The 19,867-nt window shown below is 59.8% G+C and carries 21 protein-coding genes; 12 read left to right on the plus strand and 9 right to left on the minus strand.

Annotated features, from left to right (window positions below):
* The first annotated feature begins 46 nt into the window (after nt 1-46).
* Nucleotides 47-1,072, plus strand: a complete 1,026-nt coding sequence (locus SLH47_RS18060) for a hypothetical protein (protein WP_320241404.1) — start codon at nt 47-49, stop codon at nt 1,070-1,072.
* Between the two features lie 10 nt (nt 1,073-1,082).
* Here SLH47_RS18060 and SLH47_RS18065 read toward each other — a convergent pair whose 3' ends face one another.
* The 3 genes from SLH47_RS18065 to sseA all read right to left on the minus strand — a co-directional run bounded on the left by SLH47_RS18065 (nt 1,083) and on the right by sseA (nt 4,263).
* A complete protein-coding gene (locus tag SLH47_RS18065; RefSeq protein WP_320241405.1) occupies nt 1,083-2,039 on the minus strand; it encodes an L-malyl-CoA/beta-methylmalyl-CoA lyase in 957 nt (318 codons plus the stop codon).
* 173 nt (nt 2,040-2,212) lie between these two features.
* A complete protein-coding gene (locus tag SLH47_RS18070) occupies nt 2,213-3,397 on the minus strand; it encodes an amino acid aminotransferase (RefSeq protein ID WP_320241407.1) in 1,185 nt (394 codons plus the stop codon).
* The gene (gene sseA, locus SLH47_RS18075; RefSeq protein ID WP_320241485.1) at nt 3,397-4,263 is read right to left on the minus strand and encodes a 3-mercaptopyruvate sulfurtransferase; all 867 of its coding nucleotides are present in this window, start codon (nt 4,261-4,263) and stop codon (nt 3,397-3,399) included. Before sseA ends, SLH47_RS18070 begins: the two co-directional genes overlap by 1 nt.
* Nucleotides 4,264-4,468: 205 nt before the next feature.
* Between sseA and SLH47_RS18080 the strand changes: the two genes are divergently transcribed.
* Nucleotides 4,469-5,653, plus strand: a complete 1,185-nt coding sequence (locus tag SLH47_RS18080) for an LLM class flavin-dependent oxidoreductase (protein ID WP_320241409.1) — start codon at nt 4,469-4,471, stop codon at nt 5,651-5,653.
* Between the two features lie 113 nt (nt 5,654-5,766).
* The gene (locus tag SLH47_RS18085; RefSeq protein WP_320241411.1) at nt 5,767-6,408 is read left to right on the plus strand and encodes a LysE family translocator; all 642 of its coding nucleotides are present in this window, start codon (nt 5,767-5,769) and stop codon (nt 6,406-6,408) included.
* Here the strand turns inward: SLH47_RS18085 and smpB are convergent.
* Nucleotides 6,405-6,878 carry an SsrA-binding protein SmpB gene (smpB, locus tag SLH47_RS18090; RefSeq protein ID WP_320241413.1) on the minus strand — a complete coding sequence of 158 codons (474 nt, stop codon included), beginning with the start codon at nt 6,876-6,878 and terminating at the stop codon, nt 6,405-6,407. The two genes, SLH47_RS18085 and smpB, sit on opposite strands and share 4 nt — an antisense overlap.
* 60 nt (nt 6,879-6,938) lie before the next feature.
* Here smpB and SLH47_RS18095 point away from each other — a divergent pair, with 60 nt between their 5' ends.
* A complete protein-coding gene (locus tag SLH47_RS18095; protein WP_320241415.1) occupies nt 6,939-7,382 on the plus strand; it encodes an ion channel in 444 nt (147 codons plus the stop codon).
* Nucleotides 7,379-8,575 carry a winged helix-turn-helix domain-containing protein gene (locus tag SLH47_RS18100; RefSeq protein ID WP_320241417.1) on the plus strand — a complete coding sequence of 399 codons (1,197 nt, stop codon included), beginning with the start codon at nt 7,379-7,381 and terminating at the stop codon, nt 8,573-8,575. The genes SLH47_RS18095 and SLH47_RS18100 overlap by 4 nt, the downstream gene beginning before the upstream one ends.
* 28 nt (nt 8,576-8,603) lie before the next feature.
* Here SLH47_RS18100 and SLH47_RS18105 read toward each other — a convergent pair whose 3' ends face one another.
* Nucleotides 8,604-9,596 (minus strand): hypothetical protein, encoded by a 993-nt coding sequence (locus tag SLH47_RS18105; protein ID WP_320241420.1) that lies wholly within the window; start codon nt 9,594-9,596, stop codon nt 8,604-8,606.
* Between the two features lie 484 nt (nt 9,597-10,080).
* On the opposite strand from SLH47_RS18105, the gene SLH47_RS18110 reads away from it, so the two are divergent.
* Nucleotides 10,081-10,287 carry a hypothetical protein gene (locus SLH47_RS18110; RefSeq protein ID WP_320241422.1) on the plus strand — a complete coding sequence of 69 codons (207 nt, stop codon included), beginning with the start codon at nt 10,081-10,083 and terminating at the stop codon, nt 10,285-10,287.
* Between the two features lie 30 nt (nt 10,288-10,317).
* On the opposite strand, the gene dapA is transcribed toward SLH47_RS18110, so the two are convergent.
* Nucleotides 10,318-11,190, minus strand: a complete 873-nt coding sequence (dapA, locus tag SLH47_RS18115; RefSeq protein WP_320241424.1) for a 4-hydroxy-tetrahydrodipicolinate synthase — start codon at nt 11,188-11,190, stop codon at nt 10,318-10,320.
* A 148-nt stretch (nt 11,191-11,338) separates the two neighbouring features.
* Between dapA and SLH47_RS18120 the strand changes: the two genes are divergently transcribed.
* Nucleotides 11,339-13,345, plus strand: a complete 2,007-nt coding sequence (locus tag SLH47_RS18120) for a lytic transglycosylase domain-containing protein (protein ID WP_320241426.1) — start codon at nt 11,339-11,341, stop codon at nt 13,343-13,345.
* A 21-nt stretch (nt 13,346-13,366) separates the two neighbouring features.
* Here the strand turns inward: SLH47_RS18120 and SLH47_RS18125 are convergent, their stop codons facing one another.
* Both SLH47_RS18125 and mnmD read right to left on the minus strand, forming a co-directional pair.
* Nucleotides 13,367-14,227 carry a DMT family transporter gene (locus tag SLH47_RS18125; RefSeq protein WP_320241427.1) on the minus strand — a complete coding sequence of 287 codons (861 nt, stop codon included), beginning with the start codon at nt 14,225-14,227 and terminating at the stop codon, nt 13,367-13,369.
* Nucleotides 14,217-14,897, minus strand: a complete 681-nt coding sequence (gene mnmD, locus SLH47_RS18130; protein ID WP_320241429.1) for a tRNA (5-methylaminomethyl-2-thiouridine)(34)-methyltransferase MnmD — start codon at nt 14,895-14,897, stop codon at nt 14,217-14,219. Before mnmD ends, SLH47_RS18125 begins: the two co-directional genes overlap by 11 nt.
* A gap of 47 nt (nt 14,898-14,944) precedes the next feature.
* Here mnmD and SLH47_RS18135 point away from each other — a divergent pair, with 47 nt between their 5' ends.
* Nucleotides 14,945-15,952, plus strand: a complete 1,008-nt coding sequence (locus SLH47_RS18135; RefSeq protein ID WP_320241431.1) for an FAD-dependent oxidoreductase — start codon at nt 14,945-14,947, stop codon at nt 15,950-15,952.
* Nucleotides 15,953-15,959: 7 nt separating this feature from the next.
* On the opposite strand, the gene SLH47_RS18140 is transcribed toward SLH47_RS18135, so the two are convergent.
* The gene (locus tag SLH47_RS18140; RefSeq protein ID WP_320241433.1) at nt 15,960-16,628 is read right to left on the minus strand and encodes a hypothetical protein; all 669 of its coding nucleotides are present in this window, start codon (nt 16,626-16,628) and stop codon (nt 15,960-15,962) included.
* Between the two features lie 46 nt (nt 16,629-16,674).
* On the opposite strand from SLH47_RS18140, the gene SLH47_RS18145 reads away from it, so the two are divergent.
* The 4 genes from SLH47_RS18145 to SLH47_RS18160 all read left to right on the plus strand — a co-directional run bounded on the left by SLH47_RS18145 (nt 16,675) and on the right by SLH47_RS18160 (nt 19,860).
* Entirely contained in the window at nt 16,675-17,361 is a 687-nt protein-coding gene (locus tag SLH47_RS18145; RefSeq protein ID WP_320241435.1) for an endonuclease/exonuclease/phosphatase family protein, read from the plus strand.
* 86 nt (nt 17,362-17,447) lie between these two features.
* Nucleotides 17,448-18,026, plus strand: a complete 579-nt coding sequence (locus SLH47_RS18150) for a hypothetical protein (protein WP_320241437.1) — start codon at nt 17,448-17,450, stop codon at nt 18,024-18,026.
* Nucleotides 18,026-18,694, plus strand: coding sequence for an ABC transporter ATP-binding protein (locus SLH47_RS18155; protein ID WP_320241438.1), 669 nt, complete (start codon nt 18,026-18,028; stop codon nt 18,692-18,694). The genes SLH47_RS18150 and SLH47_RS18155 overlap by 1 nt, the downstream gene beginning before the upstream one ends.
* A complete protein-coding gene (locus SLH47_RS18160) occupies nt 18,691-19,860 on the plus strand; it encodes an ABC transporter permease (protein ID WP_320241440.1) in 1,170 nt (389 codons plus the stop codon). The genes SLH47_RS18155 and SLH47_RS18160 overlap by 4 nt, the downstream gene beginning before the upstream one ends.
* The last annotated feature ends 7 nt before the right edge of the window (nt 19,861-19,867 follow it).

Below are 19,867 nucleotides of genomic sequence, written 5' to 3' on the forward strand. Positions count from 1 at the left end.
CGATGAAACAGAGGCCGCACCGATCACGCATAAATAGGAATACATCATGCGAATTCTTGGTCTTTTGGGAGTTGTTGCCTGTATCTCGGCCAGCCCGGTTTGGGCGCAATCCATCGATTTTGGCGACGACAGCGGGTCATGGTCGAATGACGGCGAATGTGACGATCCGCGGTTCGAAGGCCCCGGCATGACCAGCACACCGTTGCTGGACGAAGACATTCGCGCTGATGCCACCGATTGCCGCAAGGCATTTGATGCTGGACTGATCACGCTACGCGCTAATGCACCGCAAGCGGATGGTCTGGTTGTGGCTGGCGTCAATTTCGGTAACGACAACGGGCAATGGGCCAATGATGGCGAATGCGACGATGCCCGCTTTGAAGGCGCAGGCATGACCTCGACACCGCTGTTGCAGGATGATGTGTTGCGCGATGCGACCGACTGTGCGACCGCTTTCCAGGCAGGTCGCTTGGCGCTGCGCGGCGTGGCCGCAGATGGGACGATTGATTTTGGCAATGATGATGGCGACTGGGCCAATGATGGCGAATGCGATGACATGCGTTTTGCCGGGCCTGGCATGACGACAACGCCTTTGTTGCAGGACGACATCATGCGTGACGCCACCGACTGTCGGACCGCGTTTGAGGCAGGTTTGCTGGGCCTTGCGGGCGATGTTGCCGTTCCTGACGTGCCGGATCTGATCGTTGCGGGCGTCAATTTCGGCAATGATCTGGGCCAGTGGTCCAATGATGGTGAATGCGATGATGCCCGCTTCGAAGGGGCAGGGATGACAACAACCCCGCTTCTGCAGGATGATGTGCTGCGCGATGCAACTGATTGCGCCACGGCCTTCCAGGCGGGTCGCTTGTCGCTGCGCGGCGTTGCCAAAGACGGCAGCATCGATTTTGGCGACGATAGCGGTGAGTGGTCCAATGACGGTGAATGCGACGATATGCGCTTTGCCGGGCCTGGTATGACCAGCACGCCGCTGCTGCAGGACGATATCATGCGCGACGCGACAGATTGTCGTGACGCCTTCAACGCAGGTCAACTGACCCTCGCGGGCCAATAAGCCCTTCGCGTCAGCCCGCGATCATTTCGGACTGGCGCACAATCACTTCGGCCTGCTTGATCGATGCGATGTCGACCAGGCGGCCTTTGTAGACTGTCGCCCCTTCGCCCCTTGCCTTGGCGTCTTCCATTGCGGCGAGGATCTCGCGGGCCTCTGCGACGGCATCATCTGATGGGGTAAAGACCTCATTGGCGAGGGCGATCTGTTTGGGATGGATCGCCCATTTGCCGACCATCCCCAAAGTGGCCGAGCGGCGCGCCTGCGCGCGGTAGCCTTCATCATCGCTGAAATCGCCAAAGGGGCCGTCCACTGGCAGCACGCCATGGGTCCTGCAGGCTGCAACGACTGCCGTCTGCGCCCAGTGCCACGGATCGGAATAGTGCCGTGTTTCGCCATGCAACATGTAGTACTGCTCTTGCGTGCCGCCGATGCCTGTCGTTTGCATGCCCATGGAGGCCGCGAAATCCGCGGCCCCAAGGCTCATCGCCGCCATACGGGGGGAGCTCGCGGCGATCTCTTCCACATGGGCAATGCCTGCGGCGGATTCGATGATGACCTCAAAGGTGATGGGCTTCTTACGCCCTTTCGCCGTCTCGATTGCCGTGACCAACGCATCAACCGCGTAGACGTCCGCTGCACAGCCCACCTTCGGGATCATGATCTGATCAAGCCTGTCACCCGCCTGTTCCAGCACATCGACCACGTCTTTGTACCAATACGGCGTGTCCAGCCCGTTGATCCGAACGCTCAGAAACTTTGTGTTCCAGTCAACCTCGTTGATCGCCTGAATGACATTCGCGCGGGCCACATCCTTGTCCGTGGGCGACACGCTGTCTTCAAGATCAAGATTGATGACATCCGCCGCCGAGGCGGCCATCTTCACGAAAAGCTTGGTGTTCGATCCCGGTCCAAACAGCTGGCAACGATTGGGGCGCGCCGGTGGTGTGGGCTGAAGGCGAAATGACATGGATCCGATCCTCGCGAATGATTGTTTCGTCAGTAGTCGTGTGGGGAGTAGAATATTACGCGGCGCTTCACAAGCGCAATTCGCACGCGCAGCATAAGCGACGCTGCGGCGCAAAAATTTTCGCGAAAATTTTTGTGTTCGGAAGGAAGTTAGCTAATTTCCTTCGCCCCGGTTCAGATACCTGCGCTGACAATTGCCTTGGCGAGCACAGGCACGGTTTCCTTATTCAATCCTGCGATATTCATCCGGCTGTCGCCCACAAGGTAAACGCCGTATTCGTCCCGCAAGACATCTACTTTGTCCGGTGTCGTCCCCAGCCGGCTGAACATGCCGCGATGCGCGCTCAGAAAATCGAACCGGTCCGAATTTGTCAGACGCCGCAACTCATCGGCCAATTGCTGACGCAAATCGAGCATTCCTTTGCGGGTCTCTTCCAATTCCGCCTCCCAATCGGCGCGCAATGTCGGATCAGTCAGAATGGTCGAGACGACCCGTGCCCCGTGATCGGGGGGGAAGGAGTAGTTCTGGCGGTTCAGGAAGGCGAGATTCTGCTGGGTCAGCGCCTGTTGATCGGCGTCCTTGGCGACAGCCATCAGGATGCCCGCTCGTTCTCGATAAATCCCGAAGTTCTTTGAACAACTCGCCGCAATCAGGCAGTTCTCAAAACTGCTGGCAATCTGCCGGGTGATTTTCGCATCTTCCGACAGCCCATCGCCAAAACCCTGATAGGCAATATCGATCATCGGCACCGCCCCCCGGTTCTGCAACACACCGATGACCTGTGCCATTTGCTCATAAGTCAGGTTTGCGCCGGTCGGGTTGTGGCAGCAGCCGTGCAAAAGCACCACGTCGCCCGCATTGACGCGTTCCAGATCAGCCAGCGCCCCGGCCAGATCCACGCCGCGCGTCTCAGCGTCGAAGTAACGGTATTCGGCCATGTTCATGCCCAGATACTTGATGATCGACGGGTGGTTCGGCCATGTCGGCTGCGATAGCCATATCGTGGCGCGGGGTGCTGCGAGCTGGATCAGTTCCAGCGCCTGCCGCACCGCTCCAGTACCGCCGGGTGTCGCAATAGCCGCGACACGTTCGGCAGGCACGCTATCGCCCAGAACAAGATCGCGCATCGCGTCCCGAAAGACCGGATCACCTGCAAGGCCCGTATAGGCCTTTGTCTTTTGGCTCTTGTGGATACGCGCCTCGGCTTCCTTGACCGCCCGCATGACCGGCGTGTTGCCGGATGCGTCCTTATACACGCCAACGCCTAGATCGATTTTGTTGCTGCGCGGATCGGCCTGAAACTTCGCGACGAGCGCCAGGATTTTGTCAGCGGGTTGGGCGGTGAGGTTTTCCAGCATCAGGTGGCTCCGGTTGCAATGGGAAGGTCGGCATACATGCCCCATTCGGACCATGAGCCGTCGTAAAGGGCGTGATCGGTCTTGCCCATCCTCTCAAGGGCAAGCGACAGGATCGCGGCGGTGATCCCCGACCCGCAGGTCGTGATCGCGGGCTTTTGCAGATCGATACCGGCATCCTTGAAAATCGTGCGCAAAGTCGTGGGCGGTTTCATCGTGCCATCATCGTTCAGAAGGTCCTGATAAAAGACATTCTGCGATCCCGGAATATGGCCGGCACGCAAGCCCTCGCGCGGCTCTTCCGCCTCACCCCGAAAGCGGGCAGGGGCGCGCGCATCAATGATACTGTGATCGCCGAGTTTTGCGGCCCTTGCCACTTCCGTCACATCCCGCACCCGCTGTGGCTCCGTTTTGACGGTCATGTGCCGGTCACGGATCGTGGGCGGCGTTGTCGTGGTCTTGTGCCCGTCTGCGACCCATTTGGGCAGCCCGCCATCAAGCACCGCGATGTCATGTTGACCCATCAGCTTGAACAGCCACCAGACCCGCGCGGCGGAAAAGATGCCCATCCCGTCATAGACAACGACTTGATGCCCGTCACCCACACCCATCGCCCGCATCCGCGACATGAATTTCTCGACCGGTGGTGCCATATGTGGCAATTCTGAGCGGCCGTCGCTGATCTCATCAATGTCAAAAAACCGCGCGCCGGGGACGTGCCCGGCGAGATACTCCGCATGCGCGTCACGACCCATATCAGGCAGATACCATGAGGCATCGAAAATCCTCAGATCGGGATCTTTCAGATGCGTGGCAAGCCAGTTTGTGCTGACCAGCGTTTTCGGATCGTCTGCTGTGGCAGGTGTCATGTCACGCCCATTGTCTGTGGTGCCCTCAGAGCTACCGCGCGCCGCCCGCCAAGACAAGGCAATGCGGGACATCGCAGGGAAAGCCGCAAGCAGTTTTGGCAGGCGGCGCGCATCCCAGATGTGATTTGGCGTTTCTGTCTTGACCACGCTAACCTTCCCTAGGGTCAATCGCCGGTCGCGATGGCCAAAAATGGGAGGAACTGCAATGACTGAACGTATGCGTTTTGGTATTTTTCTGGCGCCTTTTCATAAACCCGGGATCAACCCGACCCTCGCGCTTGAGCAGGATCTGGAATTGGTCGAGTGGCTCGATCGCTGCGATTATGATGAGGTCTGGTTTGGCGAACACCATTCCGCCGGGTCCGAGATTTCGGCAAGCCCGGAGATCATGATCGCCTCTGCCGCGCCTCGCACCCGCCGGATCAAACTGGGCACGGGCGTTGTCTCGGTTAGTTATCACAACCCGCTTTGGGTGGCGGAAAAGATCGTGCAGCTTGATCACCTGACACGGGGCCGAGCCATGCTGGGTCTTGGGCCTGGATCGCTGCCAACGGATGCGACGATGATCGGGCTCTCCCAGAAAGACACACGCGGTCTGCTGGCGGACGGGCTGGATATCATCACGCGGTTACTCAGGTCGGACGAGCCGGTGAATTTCGAAAATGACCGCTGGGTGCTCAAGGATGCGCGCCTGCATCTGCGCCCCTATTCGAACTTTGATCTGGCCACTGCGGCCGTTGCCTCACCGACCGGACCAAAGCTTGCAGGCAAATATGGGACCGGGCTGATCTCAATCGGAGCGACAACGGCTGCCGGGTTCGACGCGCTTGCCCTGCATTGGGACGTGATCGAGGAAGAGGCGAAACACTACAACCAGAAAGTGGATCGATCAAAATGGCGCCTCGTCGGGCTTTGCCATATTGCCGAAACAGCTGAACAGGCCCGGCGCGACGTGGAGTACGGGATCGAGCATTGGTTCAACTATTTCCAGGAAATCGCGGCCTTCCCGCAAATGTCGATGCCCGGCCAGAACGCCAAGGAGATGATCGATTTCATCAATGACAGCGGCTTTGGCGCCATCGGCACGCCCGAGATGTGCCGCGCACAGATCGACCGGCTCTGGAAGCAGTCCAACGGCGGCTTCGGCGCTTATCTGATGCTGGCCCACAATTGGGCGAATTTCGAGGCGACCAGGAAAAGCTATGAACTGATTGCCCGCGAAGTCTTCCCGCATTTCCAGGGCCAACATATGTCGACCATGAACGCGGCCGTGCGGGCGCAGAAGATGCGGCCGGAGCTGGCGGAGATTCACGCAAAGGCCGTCGAAACTGCTCAGGCGAATTATGCAGCAGAAAAAGAAAGCCGCCATGTGACCGAGCCTGCGGAGTAGCAGATAAGCATTAATGCCAGCCTTCCGTGGTTGGCATTGATCCACTCTTTCAGTTGCCAAAATCATTCCATGAGAACATAGTGCGAACATCATGACCCTTTGAGAGGACAGACATGCAGGATGTTGCACTTTATCTTCCTGGAATTCTGACGGCCTATGCGGCCTTCTTGCTGGGGATTGCCAGTCCGGGGCCAAATGTCCTGTCGGTGATGGGCACGTCGATGAGTGTCGGGCGTGGGTCCGGCATGGCGCTGGCCATGGGTGTGGCCATCGGGTCGTTCACCTGGGCTGTCCTAACGGTGCTGGGGCTTTCGGCGCTGCTCGCGGCCTATGCATCGGCCTTGCTCGTGATCAAGGTGCTTGGCGGCGTGTATCTCTTATGGCTAGCCTACAAAGCGTTCAGGTCGGCCGCCGCCCGGCACGACATTGAAGCGAAAGAACTAGCCGGCGGGCGCCGTACAAAGCTCGGCTATCTGCGGCGCGGATATATCATCCAGATGACCAACCCCAAGGCGGCGCTGTCCTGGATCGCGATTATATCGCTTGGGCTGCAGGACGGAGCGCCATTCTGGGTCGGCGCGGTGATCGTGCTGGGGACGTTTATTCTGTCGGTGATCTTGCACCTGATATACGCCATCGCCTTTTCGACCGATGTCATGGTGCGTTTTTACGGCAAGGCGCGACGCGGGATTCAGGCTGTTTTGGGCACGTTCTTTGCACTCGCCGGGCTGCGCCTCCTGACCAGCCGGAGCTAGTCGCCGTGCCGCAAGAGCCGCTGCTTCTGGCGACCCCAATCGCGCTTGGCCTCTGATTGGCGCTTGTCGTGGTGCTTCTTGCCTTTGGCCGTCGCGATCTTGAGCTTCACGAGGCCTCGGTCGTTGAAATACATGACCAGCGGGACCAGCGTCATCCCCTCCCGCTTGGTGGCGTTCCAGAGCTTGGCGACCTCGCGCTTGCTGGCCAAAAGTTTGCGCTTGCGCCGTTCGTCATGGCTGAACATGGCCCGGTCATAGGGTGCGATATAGGCATTGGTCAGCCACAGCTCACCATCATCGACGGATGCATAGCTGTCGGCAATGTTGGACTGTCCGTTGCGCAGGGATTTCACCTCGGACCCGGTCAGGATTATCCCGACCTCCAGATCATCCTCAATGGCATAATCATACCGGGCGCGCCGGTTTTCGGCGACGACTTTGTAGTTTTTGTTTTCCGGTTTCTTGGCCATAGTTGGGCCGAGATAAGCGATGGCGCGCCCTCATACAAGATGCGCCGGGGAGACGCAGGGATGTTCATTCAACTGGCCTTGGGGACAGCGTTGATGCTGTTTTCGATCATGATTGCGGGGGTCAGCTATTGGCTGATGGAAACCTGGCTGATGCGCTACCGCCCCTGGCTTGCCCGTGCCCCGCACCGCCCCAAGTTGATCCTGGTTCTGTGCATTGCAGCTGTTTGGATCATGGCGCAGATGACCGCCGGTGTTTGGGCCTGGGCGCTCGCGATGATGGCGCTGGGCGTTTTCGACACGCTTGAGCTGGCTGTCTATTTCTCTCTGGTGGCCTTTACGACGCTGGGGTTTGGCGATGTCTTACTTCCGGTTGAATGGCGTCTTCTGGGTGGGATGGCAGCGGCCAATGGTTTGCTGAATATCGGGCTGGTGACGGCGTTGCTGGTGGAGGCTTTGCGTCAGGTTCGGTTGCAGCAACTACAGATGACAAAGGCCGAGACGTGAGCGTACCGGTATTGCGCAACCGCCAGGCGCGGCAACTGTTTCTCAACCAACACCTGCTCGCATCTCGGCCAAGCGGCTCCGGCAAAGGGGCGGACCTGAAAAGCGTGATCGACGATCTGGGCTTTGTGCAGGTGGACAGTGTGAACACCTTTGCCCGCGCCCATGACCTGATCCTCTGGTCGCGGCGGCAGCAATATCGCCCCAAGGCGCTGCAGCACCTCTTGGCACGTGACCGGCAGGTGTTCGAACACTGGACCCATGATGCGTCTGTCATCCCCATCGAAAGCTTCGCCCATTGGCGGCTGCGGTTTCAACGCGATGCCGCACGAATGGAAAACCGCTGGCGCGACGGGCGCCGCGGGGATTTCATGACAAAGATCGATGGGGTGCTGCGCCGGATCGCCGATCACGGGCATTGCACGTCTGGTCAGGTGGGCGAAGATGAAGAACGCGGGTCAGGCGGCTGGTGGGACTGGCATCCGTCTAAGACCGCGCTGGAATATTTGTGGCGGTCCGGGCAGGTATCGGTCGTCCGACGAGATGGCTTTACCAAAGTCTATGACCTGACCGAACGGGTGATCCCGCCGGAGCACCTCAACCGCCGCCACACGACTGAGGACACAATCGACTGGTGCTGCACCGCTGCGCTCGACCGGCTTGGCTTCGCCACAAGCGGGGAGTTGATGGCGTTCTGGGACCACCTGACCCCGGCAGAGGCCAAGGCGTGGTGCGCGACCGCTCTCGCGGAGGGCCGGATCATCGAAGTGGATGTCGAAGGGGGGGACGGCAAACTGCGCCGGTCCTTCGCACGGCCCGACATTATGGATCGTGAGATACCCGTGCCAGTGCCGCGCGCGCGCATCCTATCCCCCTTCGACCCGGCCCTGCGAGATCGCAAGCGTGCGGAGCGGCTCTTTTGCTTTCACTACCGCATCGAGATTTTCGTGCCAGAAGCCAAGCGCAAATACGGCTACTACGTCTTCCCCGTGATCGAAGGGGACCAGCTGATTGGCCGGATCGACATGAAGCGTGAAAACGGGGTGCTGGCCGTCCGCGCGTTCTGGCCGGAGAAGGGTGTGCGCATGGGCTCAGGCCGCGTGCGGGCGCTTCAGACAGAACTGGAGCGCGCGGCGGCGTTTGGCGGCTGTGAAGGCGTGCAATATGCGGTTGGGTGGTTGAGCGGAGCGGGGTAGCACCATCATACCGCCAACTACCATCAGATTATTTCACAAAACGAGACAACGGCATGGAAGTCGTTTCCGATATCTTCGTGGTATCGTCGTTATCCGCACTCCAACCAAAATTGTGATGAAAGGACGTGAGTGTCATCAGGTGCTCGATTGACGCGACACCGGCGGGCGGGGTGTGCACATCTTTGAACTCGCCCTTCAGCGCAGCAAGTAACCCTTCAGCATCCATGTCGCCCAGCGACCCCAGCCGCTCTGCCTGCCACATCCGCAGGGTTTTGCCCGGGGTGCGGACATAGGTGGTATAGACCTGCTCACTGACAACATCGCGGTGTTTCAGTTCATCATGCGCGTCAAGATAGGGGATCTGGTCGGTCACATGGCGGATCGGAAGGTCGGCGGCAGCCTCCAAGGTTGGCTTGTCGGCCCCGTCGATATGAAGGATGGCGATCAGATAGCGTGCATAGAAGTCTTCGTGTCGCCACCGATCAAAAACAGCAAAACCGGCCCAGCCTTCCGGTTTGTAGTGCTGATCGATTGTTGCGGGATCATAGCCGTGCCAATCAAAGGGCAAAGGTGCTCCGCCCGCTGCAGGCATGATCCAGACGTCGCCGATTTCAAAGAGGTATTTCTCGGGCCCTTTCATCATCCTGCGCTTGCGCGGCTTGGGATGGGGCGCGGCCCATTTGGCCTTGAGGTCCTGGAGCACTTGCGCGCGCTTCTTCAAGTCGCGCGGGCTCATGTCGAGGTCTTCCTTGGCCTTCAGATCGGCACCGCTGTCGATGATGTTCAGAGCGGTCTCAAACGTGGGTTGATGATCAAGCCCGAAAAGGTGGAGTTGATCGGCAATCACAAGCCAGCCATCGACCTCTTCCTCGGCGAGAGGGTCAGTACCAAGGCCGCTTTTGCCAGTGACACGGGCGACGAGTTCGTCAACATCAACGGGGAGTTTTACCGTATCCGCAAATGTTTCCTTCACATCTGCGGCTTCGTCACATTGATAGAGCCCGGCACCCCAAGCACCCATATTCGTCCCTCGCCTTTGTATTCCAGCGATTTGTAGGGGACCTGTTTGATGAAATCTAGCGATCTATGCTGCGGCAAGTCCCGCGCCTTCGGTCGTTTTGATCCCTCTCGCGTGCCGCCCGCTATTGCGTGTGTTTCAAACTGTAGTGCTTCGATGTTTCAGATCGTAGCTTGATGCTAAAGTTGATCTCTGACGGCTACCCTGTGCTCACCCAATAATTCTTGGCTACTCCAGCAGCATATTTTCGTGGACCAGAGTTTATCAATCAACGCAAATCAAGATTTCCGCGTACTTCACCAAGGTTTGCGCGGTTTCGTGCTCGAAAGATTTGAACACAGATTGTGGCACGCGGCTTGCCCGTCTTAGCCTAAGGCGCGGCCAAAGAGTTGCCTGGCTACGATATTGTTATTTTAAGGTTTTCTTTCGTTATTTTGCTTCGAAGTCCGCTGCTTTCTGGTTCGTTTCTATTCTGAAGGACCCCAGTATGAACTCTCTTGCAAAACTTGTTTTGATCGCAGTAATCGCGACCTTGCCCGCTTGCGCCGTGCCGCCGAATGAAACGGAGGCACAGCGCGCGGATCGCATCAATCGCGGTGTTGCGACGGGTGCGGTGCTTGTTGTGGTCGCGGCAGTGACCGCCAGTGTCATCTTCTTAGACGGTTTTGAGGATCTGCTGGAGGAAAACCTGTAACCAGATCAAGCGATAGGCCAAATCACCAATCTAGTTGAGCAGTCCCGCGTGGACCATCGCTGACCGCACCTTTTCCTTGGTGCCATCGGTCAGCGTGGTTAGCGGCGAGCGGACCTCGTCGCTGCAAAGCCCCAGCAGCGACATCCCGTATTTCGCGCCGCAAAGGCCGGGCTCGGTGAAGACCGCCTCGTGCAGGGGCATCAGACGGTCGAGTTGCGTGAGCGCTGTGGAATAGTCGCCCGACAGTGTGCTTTCCTGAAACTCCGCGATCAGCCGGGGCGCGATATTGGCGGTGACGGAGATGCAACCTTTGCCGCCATGGGCGTTGAACCCCAGTGCGGTGGCGTCTTCGCCTGACAGCTGGATGAAGTCCGGGCCGCAGGTCATGCGCTGCTTGGGCACGCGGGACAGGTCAGCCGTGGCATCCTTGACCCCGATAATCATCTCGTGCTGGGCCAGCGTGCCCATCGTCTCGGGCGTCATGTCGATGACCGAGCGGGGCGGGATGTTGTAGATCACGATGGGCAGCCCGCAATCAGCGGCGGCTGTGAAATGGGCGATCAGCCCGGCCTGCGTGGGCTTGTTGTAGTAGGGCGTCACCACAAGGGCGGCATCGGCTCCGGCCGTTTTGGCCGCCTGCACCAGCCGCACGGTTTCGGCGGTGTTGTTCGACCCTGCGCCAGCGATGACTGGAATTCGACCGGCAGCCTCTTTCACAACGGTTTCGACCACCAGATCATGTTCATCATGGGTCAGCGTCGGGCTTTCACCCGTCGTCCCAACCGGCACGAGCCCATGGCTGCCCTGATCGACATGCCAGTTCACCAGTTTTTTGAGCGCGTCCACATCGACCTGGCCGTTCGCGAACGGCGTGACGAGGGCGGGGAGAGATCCCTGGAACATGGCACGCTTCCTTCTTTGGCTGGTGGCTTGAATCACCTCTAAAAGCTGGCGGAACCTAGACCGCTTTCCGCCAATTGCCAAGTTTGTGCATTGCGATTGTGGGGGGGTGACATATCATCAATTGTGATGAGGCAGTGCAGGTATTCCGATGCGACTTCTGGGCATAATCGTAGCGGCCTTGCTGACCGCGCCATCCGTTTCGGCCCAATCTGTGGATCCCGATGCCATTGCGGCGATTGAAGAAGCCGAAGTCGGCTGGAACCGGGCGTATCTGATAGCGCCTGATCCGCTGACCAAGGACGTTTTGACATGGCTGCGGCTGCGCGAGGGGCAGGGCAGTTTTGCCGCCTATCAGGCCTTTGCCCAATCGCATCCCGACTGGCCCGATTGGCGCCGTCTGCGTGCAGAGGCTGAGCGGGTCATCGAAAAAGGGCATGATCCGGATGAGATCATCGCGTGGTTTGCAGATACGCCCCCACAAACCGGCGATGGCGCGCTGCGGTTGGCAGAGGCGCTGACGAATGCGGGCCGGATTGATGACGCAAAGGCGATGTTGCGCGAGGCTTGGATCGGGCTGCGTTTGAGCGCAGACGAAGAAAAAGAGCTTATCGCTGCCTTTGGCGATGTGCTGGAACCATTTCACCTAGCCCGCGCGGATGCGCTGCTCTGGCAGTCGCGTTTGCGCGAGGCGCGGCGCTTGCTGCCCTTGCTGGATGATGACCAGCAGGCGCTTGCTGCCGCGCGGATCGGCTATCTGGCGCGCACCCGCAATATGCTGCCGCTTTACAACGCGGTGTCCGAAGAGCTGCGCGAAGATCCGGGTTTTGCCCATGCCCGCTACACGTGGCTCATTGGTCGCGGCAACCGCGAAGAAGCGATTGAGATGCTGATCGACCGCTCCACATCGCGCGCGGCCTTAGGCGAGCCGCAAAGCTGGGCCGGCTGGCGCCGTGTGCTCGCCCGGTCCGAGATGCGTGAAGGACGCGCAGAGCAAGCCTATCAGATTGCCGCGCGCCATTACCTGCGCGACGGAGCGGCTTATGCCGACCTGGAATGGTTGGCCGGCTATCTTTCGCTCACCTATCTGGGCGATCCAACCCAGGCGCTGACACATTTCGAAAACGCGCTCCGCATCGTTCGCACGCCCATTTCACTTGGCCGGATGCGGTATTGGATTGGCCGGACCTATGAGGCAAAGAACATCCCCGACCTGGCGAGCGAGGCCTACGGGGCAGGGGCCATGTATCAGACCGGGTTCTACGGCTTGCTTGCCGCCGAAAAAATCGGCCGTCCGCTTGATCCGGGCTTTGCCGCCGCCGTGCCAGAGTGGCAGGATGCGTCGGTTTTCGACGATAATCTGGTCCGCGCCGCGCTTCTCTTGCGCGCAGGCGGCGAGCGCGGGCATGCAGTCACCTTCTTTGCCCATATCGCGCGCCAGTTAGAGCCGGAGGCGTTGGCGGCTTTGGGCGCTTATCTTAATACAATCGATGAGCAATATTACACTTTGCTTCTGGGCAAGACGGCGGCGGCGCAAGGCGTTGTTGTCCCTTCTATCTATTTCCCGCTCCATGATCTGGCTGACATGGATTTGCCGGTTGATCCTGCTCTCGCCCTGGCCATTGCAAGGCGCGAAAGCGAGTTCAATATCGGCATTGCAAGCCCTGTGGGCGCTCTTGGTCTTATGCAGGTGATGCCAGCCACGGCGGAGGAGGTTTCGGGCTTTCTGGGACTGCCCTACTCCCGCGCACGCTTGACGAGCGATTGGGAGTATAATGCGACGCTCGGTGCCAAGTATCTCGACATTCTGGAGGCAGAGTTTGGCCCCACGCCAGTCCTCATCGCTGCAGGTTACAACGCGGGGCCAAGTCGCCCGAATATCTGGATGGACGAACGCGGCGACCCGCGCTTGCGTGAAATGGATGTGGTCGACTGGATCGAGCATATCCCGTTTCGTGAGACCCGAAATTACGTGATGCGCGTGACAGAGAGCCTGCCGGTTTACCGCGCGCGTCTCAGCGGGGAAGTGGTTCCCATTGCCTTCACCGAATTACTCATCGGCCGCAAACCCCTCATCCGCCCCATCGCCCGCCCGCTGCCGCAAGTGGTTGGGGATGTGCCCAGTGTGAGGCCTGTGGTGAGACCGGAGAGGGGCTAAGTGCGATGGGCGAACATCCATCTATGTCTGACGTTCCCGCCACAGCGTAAATAGCCCCGCGCCAACGACAATCGCGGCACCAAGGGCCACGTTGGGCCGCAAGGTTTCGTCCAGTAGCAACAGCCCGATGGCGCTGGCAAAGACCAGTTGCAGATAGGCGAAGGGTTGGACGGCGCTGGCCTCGGCCACTTCGTAGGTCTTGATCAGGAGCCAGTGCCCGCCAGCTCCGGTGATACAAAGCGCGGCCATCCATTGCCAACCGGCGGTGCTCATGGGCTCCCAGAACCATACGCCTGCGACAGTCATGACCACCGCACCTGATGTGCCGGTCCAGAAGAAGGATGTCGCCGCACTGTCCTGGCGTGCAGCATAGCGGGTGAGCAGGCCGTAAAGCGCGAACATCAGTGCCGAAAGCAGAGGGATCGCGGCGGCGGGGGCAAAGACGGTGTAGCCGGGCTGCAAGATCACAAGCACGCCGACAAAACCGATCCCGATGGCCACCCAGCGCCGCCAGCCGACCTTTTCGCCCAAAACAGGGCCGGAAAGGGCGGCGATCAGCAGCGGATAGCAGGCAAAGATAGCGTGGCTTTCGACCAAACCCAAAAGAACAAACGCGCTGACCATCACGCAGATTTCAAGCGCCAGCAACGTGCCGCGCGTGATCTGCAAGAGCGGTTGCTTTGTGGCCGCGGCGGCCCGGATTGACCCCGATTGTCGCGTGGCGATGGTGATCACGAAGGCAGCAAAGAACCAGTAGCGGATCATCACGATCATGATCACGTTGTAGTTCTCCGCCAGATGGCGGGATATCCCGTCCTGCACCGCAAAGACGAATGTCGTCGCGATCATTAGGAGGATGCCGAGGCGCGGGTTATTCTGCACGCGTGAGCCTTCCTCGCGTCATGTGCCGTTTGCGGCCATAGCCGGGGATGCGGGTGACGGCGAAACCGGCCTCTGTCAGGCTGCGCCGGATATGGCCCGCGGCGCTATAGGTCGCCGCTGTGCCGCCCGGTTTGGTGTGGTCGGCAACGGCCCGTAGCAGGTCAGGTTCCCAGAGCTCCGGGTTTTTGGCGGGGGAAAACCCGTCGAGAAACCAGGCATCGGCTTTGCCCTGCCAGACCGGCAGTGTTTCCCGTGCGTCGCCGATGATGACGTGCAGTGTGGGGCCATCGGTCAGCGCCACCGTTCCGGCGCCGGGTGTCCATTCAGCCAGCAGGGTCTCGGCATAGGGAAAGAGCGTTGGAAAATTGGCAAGCGCTGCGCGCATGTCGTGGGGTTCCATGGGAAAGGCCTCGAAGGATGTGAAATGCAACTCTCCGGGTCGGGCAGCCTTGTCCCACGCGGCCCATGTGACGAGCAGATTGAGGCCGGTGCCGAACCCCAGTTCAGCAATATGAAAATCACCGCCAAACCGCGCGGGCAGGTCATTGCCTGCCAAAAAGACATGCTCGGTTTCTGCCAGCCCATTCTCAAGCGAGTAATAGGGGTCATCAAAGGCCCGCGCGATGGGCACGCCGCCTTTCCAGTCGAGTTTTGCCGTCTGGTCTGTCATGCCCACCCGCCTTAGAACAGCGCCATCTTTGGGCGGAAGGATGCGGAATGGCAACGGCAGATGTCACAGTGATGGGGGCAGGGGTCTTTGGCCTGTCGGTCGCCTATGCCTGCGCGCGTCGCGGGGCCTTCGTGCGCGTGATCGACCCGTTCGGTGTCGCTGCCGGGGCGAGCGGCGGACTGGTCGGCGCCCTAGCCCCGCATGTGCCAGAGAACTGGAACGAAAAGAAAGCGTTTCAGTTCGAAAGCCTGATCATGGCCGCGGACTTCTGGGCCGGGGTGGAGGAATTGACCGGGGCCGATGTAGGCTATGCCAGATCGGGGCGGTTGCAGCCACTTGCTGACGAACGAGCGGTCGCCCTGGCGCGTGAACGGGCGGACAACGCGGCGACGCTCTGGGAAGGCAAGGCGGTTTGGGAGGTCGTGCCTGCCGGAGAGGCAAGCTGGATGCCGCCATCGCCCACCGGCCTAGTGGTGCACGACACGCTCTCGGCACTGATCCACCCGCGCCGGGCGACGCACGCGCTTGCCGATGCTGTGCTAGCCTTGGGCGGAGAGGTCACCAGAGAAGGATCAGAGGAGGGTGCTGTCGTCTGGGCCACGGGCTGGTCTGGCGTGCAGGAGATTGGCGGCAATGGGGTGAAGGGGCAGGCGGCCCTGTTGCGCTATGATGCCATCGATCAGCCACAGCTTTTCGCCGATGCGCTGCATATCATTCCGCATGGGGATGGGACGGTCGGAGTGGGATCGACGTCAGAGCGAGAGTTTGACGATCCCAGCAACACCGACGCTGCGCTTGACGATATTATCGCCCGCGCCGTAACGGCTTTCTCAGTCTTACGGGATGCCCCGGTCATTGCGCGCTGGGCTGGTGTGCGCCCGCGCACCAGGTCCCGTGCACCCGTCTTAGGGGCGCATCCCACGCGCCCCGGTCAATTCATCGCCAATGGCGGCTTCAAGATCGGTTTCGGGATGGCGCCCAAGGTGGGTGAGGTCATGGCCGACTCGCTTCTGGAAGAGCGCGATACGGTTCCGCAGGACTTCAAGCCAATGTGACGGCTTTTTAGCGCGTATCTTTGCGCAGGCGTGCCTTGGACTTGCGATAAAGCTGCTTATTGCGATCAATGAACTGATCAATCAGGCGGCTGAACACGCCATCGCCACGTCCGCGTAGATAGAGATATCCGGCAAAAGATCCCAATGCGGCACCCGCCCCGTTGATCATGATGTCCTGCATCGTGTCATCCAGCCCGGATTTCTGCATGTTCAGGCCGAACCAGGTGTCCATCAGGTATTCGAACACTTCCCATAAAGCACCGACCGTCATCCCAACACAGAAGGCAATAAAGGCCATCGCAAAGGGTGGCGCGGCGTAGCGGTCGCCCTCAAACAGCATAAAGACGAAGAGAAAGCCGATCAGACCGAAGCCAACGGACGAGGCCGCATGCAAGGCCACATCCCACCACCAGACACGTTCGTAAAAGTCGAATGCCTCGCCCATGAAGACGCTGGCAAAGATAAACAGCGTTGTGGCGACCAGAAACGGCACTGGGAGGGAGATATGCAGCCGAGAGGCCAGGAATGCAGGAGCAACGGCCAAAGCAAAGGTCGAAAAAGAAACAAAGCTGAGTTCCCAAAAGCCCAAAAACAGGGCAGTCAGCGATGTGAGCAGCAAAAGCCCCCACAAAATCGCGACAATCGGGCTTTGACCGAAAAAGAGCGCCTTGACCATGTCTCTCCCCCTTTGGCTTCTGCCGCGATGCCCCCATGTTGAGAGCATGACTAGGTTTGATAAAGGGCTTCGTGTCGCCAGTTACAATATCCGCAAGGCAAAAGGCCTGGATCGGCGCCGTGATCCTGGGCGGATTCTGCAGGTGTTGAACGACCTCCACGCGGATGTGGTCGCCTTGCAAGAGGCGGATCGGCGGCTGGCGCCCCGACCCACCGCTTTGTGCCGTGCAATGATCGCCGCTGAAACGGATTTTGAGGTCGTGCCTGTTGCCCGCAATGATGTTAGCCTGGGTTGGCATGGCAATGCGGTGCTTTTGCGCAAGGGGCTGGCGCATGGGCGCGTGACCCATATCGACTTGCCGGGGCTTGAGCCTCGGGGAGCAGTGCGTGTCGATCTGGACCAGTTCAGTCTTGTGGCGACGCATCTGGGCCTGATGCGGCGCTATCGCACCCGACAATTGCGTGCGATTGCGCGTGCCGTTGATGAAGCCGAGCGCGTCGTCGTGGCCGGGGATTTCAACGAATGGTCGCCCCACAAGGGGTTGGAGGTGCTGCAGGACTTTGACGTGCATGCCCCCGGCCACAGCTTCCACGCTGCACGGCCCATCGCAGCCCTTGACCGGATCGCCGTCTCGCGCGGCCTCGCGGTGCGGGCGGCCGGTGTGGTCAATGAAGGACCGGCGCGCCATGCTTCGGACCATTTGCCAATCTGGGCCGATATCGGAGTTGCATAAAACCGACCCAGGCCGTGCGCTTGCGCTTGTCTTCGAAGTCGCGCACATTGCACGAAAATCGCCCCTTTTTACGCGAGCAGGCCGCCATGACGCGCATAATCAAAGCTGCCGCCATATCTGCCGCTGGCCTGATCGGATTGACCGTTTTCCTACTTTTGCCGACGGGTGATCAGATCTCGGAAACCGATACATTCGCGGCTCCGGGTCTGGAACCGATGACGGTCAAAGAGGCGCGGGCAGATTTCTGGCGGTTGACGCCCGCGCTCTTGCTCGTGGTTTACGAGGCCTTTGCCGAAACCGGCGAAGACGCCATCTACGACACACTGGCCAGCGTCACCCATGGCGGTGCTTTGGAGTATCTCTATCTCGAGCGGGTTGGTGCCATGGCGGGCGGTGGTCTGGATGAGGCGGACCAGACGATCCATGAAATCAAGCTTCTGACCACCAACGTCGCGCAAGAGGGGGCGGTGCTCGCCATCGACGCCTCTTGGCAGGTGATCGGCACCGTGGGTCATGCAGAACACCTGCATGTCCGGGGCAATACCTATAGCGCGGATCTGACGGTGGCCCCGGTTGAGGGTGCGTGGCGGATCACTGATTTCACCTTGCGCGAGGTGAACCGCGATGCGGCGGGCGAAACCTTTCTGGCGCCGCAAACCAACTGATGGTGCGGATCGAGAGCCTCTCATTTGCCTATGGCAACAGCGGCTTTCAGCTGCGAATCCCCGAATTCTCGCTGGAAGACGGGGAAAGGGTGGCTGTGGTCGGGCCAAGTGGGAGCGGCAAGACCACGCTTTTGTACCTGATCGCGGGCATTCTGACGCCTGATGCCGGGCAGATCGATGTGGCGGGAACTGATGTTGCGATCCTGTCCGATACAGCGCGCCGCCGTTTTCGCGCCAGCCAGATCGGTTTTGTGTTTCAGGACTTCGCTTTGCTTGATTACCTCTCGGCACGGCAGAACATCCTTTATCCCTATCGTATCACGCCTGCATTGACTCTCGACAAGGCGGTGCGTGACAGGGCAGAGCGATTGGCGGCTGCATGCGGGATCGGCGACAAGCTCGACCGCCATCCAAATGCGCTGAGCCAAGGCGAACAGCAGCGGGTTGCGATTTGTCGGGCGCTTGTGACGCAGCCAAAACTGATCCTGTCGGATGAGGCGACGGGCAATCTGGACCCTGACAGCAAGGCGCGCATTCTTGATTTGTTGTTTGAGCAGGCAGCAGAGGCAGGTGCCGCTGTGCTTGCGGTGACCCATGATCATGAGCTTTTGCCGCGGTTTGAGCGGGTGCTGGATTTTGCGGAGTTCCGTACGGGGGCAGCGGCATGAATGCGCTGTACTTGGCCTTCGCCTATCTGCGCTATCACTGGGCGCGCAGCCTTGTGCTGGTGCTGGTCGCCGCCTTGATCCTGTTTGTGCCGATGGCCACCCAGACCTTGCTGTCGACCAGCGAACGCGCGCTGGTGGCGCGGGGCGAGGCGACGCCGCTTTTGCTGGGCAGTCGCGGGTCGCAGCTCGATCTGGTGATGGCGGCCCTCTATTTCTCGGATGAACGGCCTGATCCTGTGCCGATGCAAGAGGTGGAAACGGTCTGGGATAGCGGGCTTGGCATCCCGATCCCGGTACATACGGCGTTTTCGTCAAGCGGGTTTCGGATCGTTGGCACCACACTCGACTATTTTGACTTCCGTGATCTGACTCCGGCAGAGGGGCGCGGTCTTTCGTTTCTCGGGGACGCGGTCATTGGCGCGGATGTGGCCGCGGCTTTGGGCAAAACGGTGGGCGACACGCTGGTTTCGGCGCCTGAGAACCTGTTTGATCTTGATGGCGTCTATCCGCTTGAGATGCCCATTGTGGGCGTCCTCGCCCCCACAAACTCGCCGGACGATCAGGCGATCTTTGTGGACATCAAGACGGCCTGGGTGATCCAGGGCATCGGGCATGGGCATGAGGATGTGGTGACCGCCGCCGATATCGCCGACGGGACCGCCGCGCTCGCCAATGCGGCCGTCGTGCAATACCAGAGGATCACGCCTGACAATATCGAAAGCTTCCATTTCCATGGCGATCAGAATGACTTCCCGACCTCGGCGGTGATTGTCGTCCCTAATGACACACGGTCCGGAACGATCCTGAAAGGCCGGTATCTGGACAGCGAAAACCCTACGCAATTGATTGCACCGGCCGAAGTGGTGCAGGGGCTGGTAGACCGCATCTTTCGCATCAAATCGCTCTTGGATGTGGTGACTGCCATCATCGCCTTTGCGGCCTTTGCTGCGATTGGTCTGGCCGTATTCCTCAGCTACCGCCTGCGGGCACGCGAGATTGCAACTGCAGTCAAACTGGGCGCACGGCGCGATATGGTGCTGCGGCTCTTGGCGGCAGAAACAGTTACGTTATTGTTAATTGCAGGCGGTATCGCTGCACTTGGCGGCATTTTCGTGTCGCGCAATGCCGAAGCCTGGGTGGGGTGGCTGCTCGCCCTTGGCGCATAACCAACAG

This window comes from Cognatiyoonia sp. IB215182 (assembly GCF_033963905.1).
Lineage (GTDB): Bacteria > Pseudomonadota > Alphaproteobacteria > Rhodobacterales > Rhodobacteraceae > Yoonia.

Excerpts from the sequence above, each read along its gene's own strand:
- SLH47_RS18060 (WP_320241404.1), top strand. The coding sequence starts at position 47 with ATGCGAATTCTTGGTCTTTTGGGAGTTGTTGCCTGTATCTCGGCCAGC.
- SLH47_RS18065 (WP_320241405.1), bottom strand. The coding sequence starts at position 2,039 with ATGTCATTTCGCCTTCAGCCCACACCACCGGCGCGCCCCAATCGTTGC.
- SLH47_RS18070 (WP_320241407.1), bottom strand. The coding sequence starts at position 3,397 with ATGCTGGAAAACCTCACCGCCCAACCCGCTGACAAAATCCTGGCGCTC.
- sseA (WP_320241485.1), bottom strand. The coding sequence starts at position 4,263 with ATGACACCTGCCACAGCAGACGATCCGAAAACGCTGGTCAGCACAAAC.
- SLH47_RS18080 (WP_320241409.1), top strand. The coding sequence starts at position 4,469 with ATGACTGAACGTATGCGTTTTGGTATTTTTCTGGCGCCTTTTCATAAA.
- SLH47_RS18085 (WP_320241411.1), top strand. The coding sequence starts at position 5,767 with ATGCAGGATGTTGCACTTTATCTTCCTGGAATTCTGACGGCCTATGCG.
- smpB (WP_320241413.1), bottom strand. The coding sequence starts at position 6,878 with ATGGCCAAGAAACCGGAAAACAAAAACTACAAAGTCGTCGCCGAAAAC.
- SLH47_RS18095 (WP_320241415.1), top strand. The coding sequence starts at position 6,939 with ATGTTCATTCAACTGGCCTTGGGGACAGCGTTGATGCTGTTTTCGATC.
- SLH47_RS18105 (WP_320241420.1), bottom strand. The coding sequence starts at position 9,596 with ATGGGTGCTTGGGGTGCCGGGCTCTATCAATGTGACGAAGCCGCAGAT.
- SLH47_RS18110 (WP_320241422.1), top strand. The coding sequence starts at position 10,081 with ATGAACTCTCTTGCAAAACTTGTTTTGATCGCAGTAATCGCGACCTTG.
- dapA (WP_320241424.1), bottom strand. The coding sequence starts at position 11,190 with ATGTTCCAGGGATCTCTCCCCGCCCTCGTCACGCCGTTCGCGAACGGC.
- SLH47_RS18120 (WP_320241426.1), top strand. The coding sequence starts at position 11,339 with ATGCGACTTCTGGGCATAATCGTAGCGGCCTTGCTGACCGCGCCATCC.
- mnmD (WP_320241429.1), bottom strand. The coding sequence starts at position 14,897 with ATGACAGACCAGACGGCAAAACTCGACTGGAAAGGCGGCGTGCCCATC.
- SLH47_RS18135 (WP_320241431.1), top strand. The coding sequence starts at position 14,945 with ATGGCAACGGCAGATGTCACAGTGATGGGGGCAGGGGTCTTTGGCCTG.
- SLH47_RS18140 (WP_320241433.1), bottom strand. The coding sequence starts at position 16,628 with ATGGTCAAGGCGCTCTTTTTCGGTCAAAGCCCGATTGTCGCGATTTTG.
- SLH47_RS18145 (WP_320241435.1), top strand. The coding sequence starts at position 16,675 with ATGACTAGGTTTGATAAAGGGCTTCGTGTCGCCAGTTACAATATCCGC.
- SLH47_RS18150 (WP_320241437.1), top strand. The coding sequence starts at position 17,448 with ATGACGCGCATAATCAAAGCTGCCGCCATATCTGCCGCTGGCCTGATC.
- SLH47_RS18155 (WP_320241438.1), top strand. The coding sequence starts at position 18,026 with ATGGTGCGGATCGAGAGCCTCTCATTTGCCTATGGCAACAGCGGCTTT.
- SLH47_RS18160 (WP_320241440.1), top strand. The coding sequence starts at position 18,691 with ATGAATGCGCTGTACTTGGCCTTCGCCTATCTGCGCTATCACTGGGCG.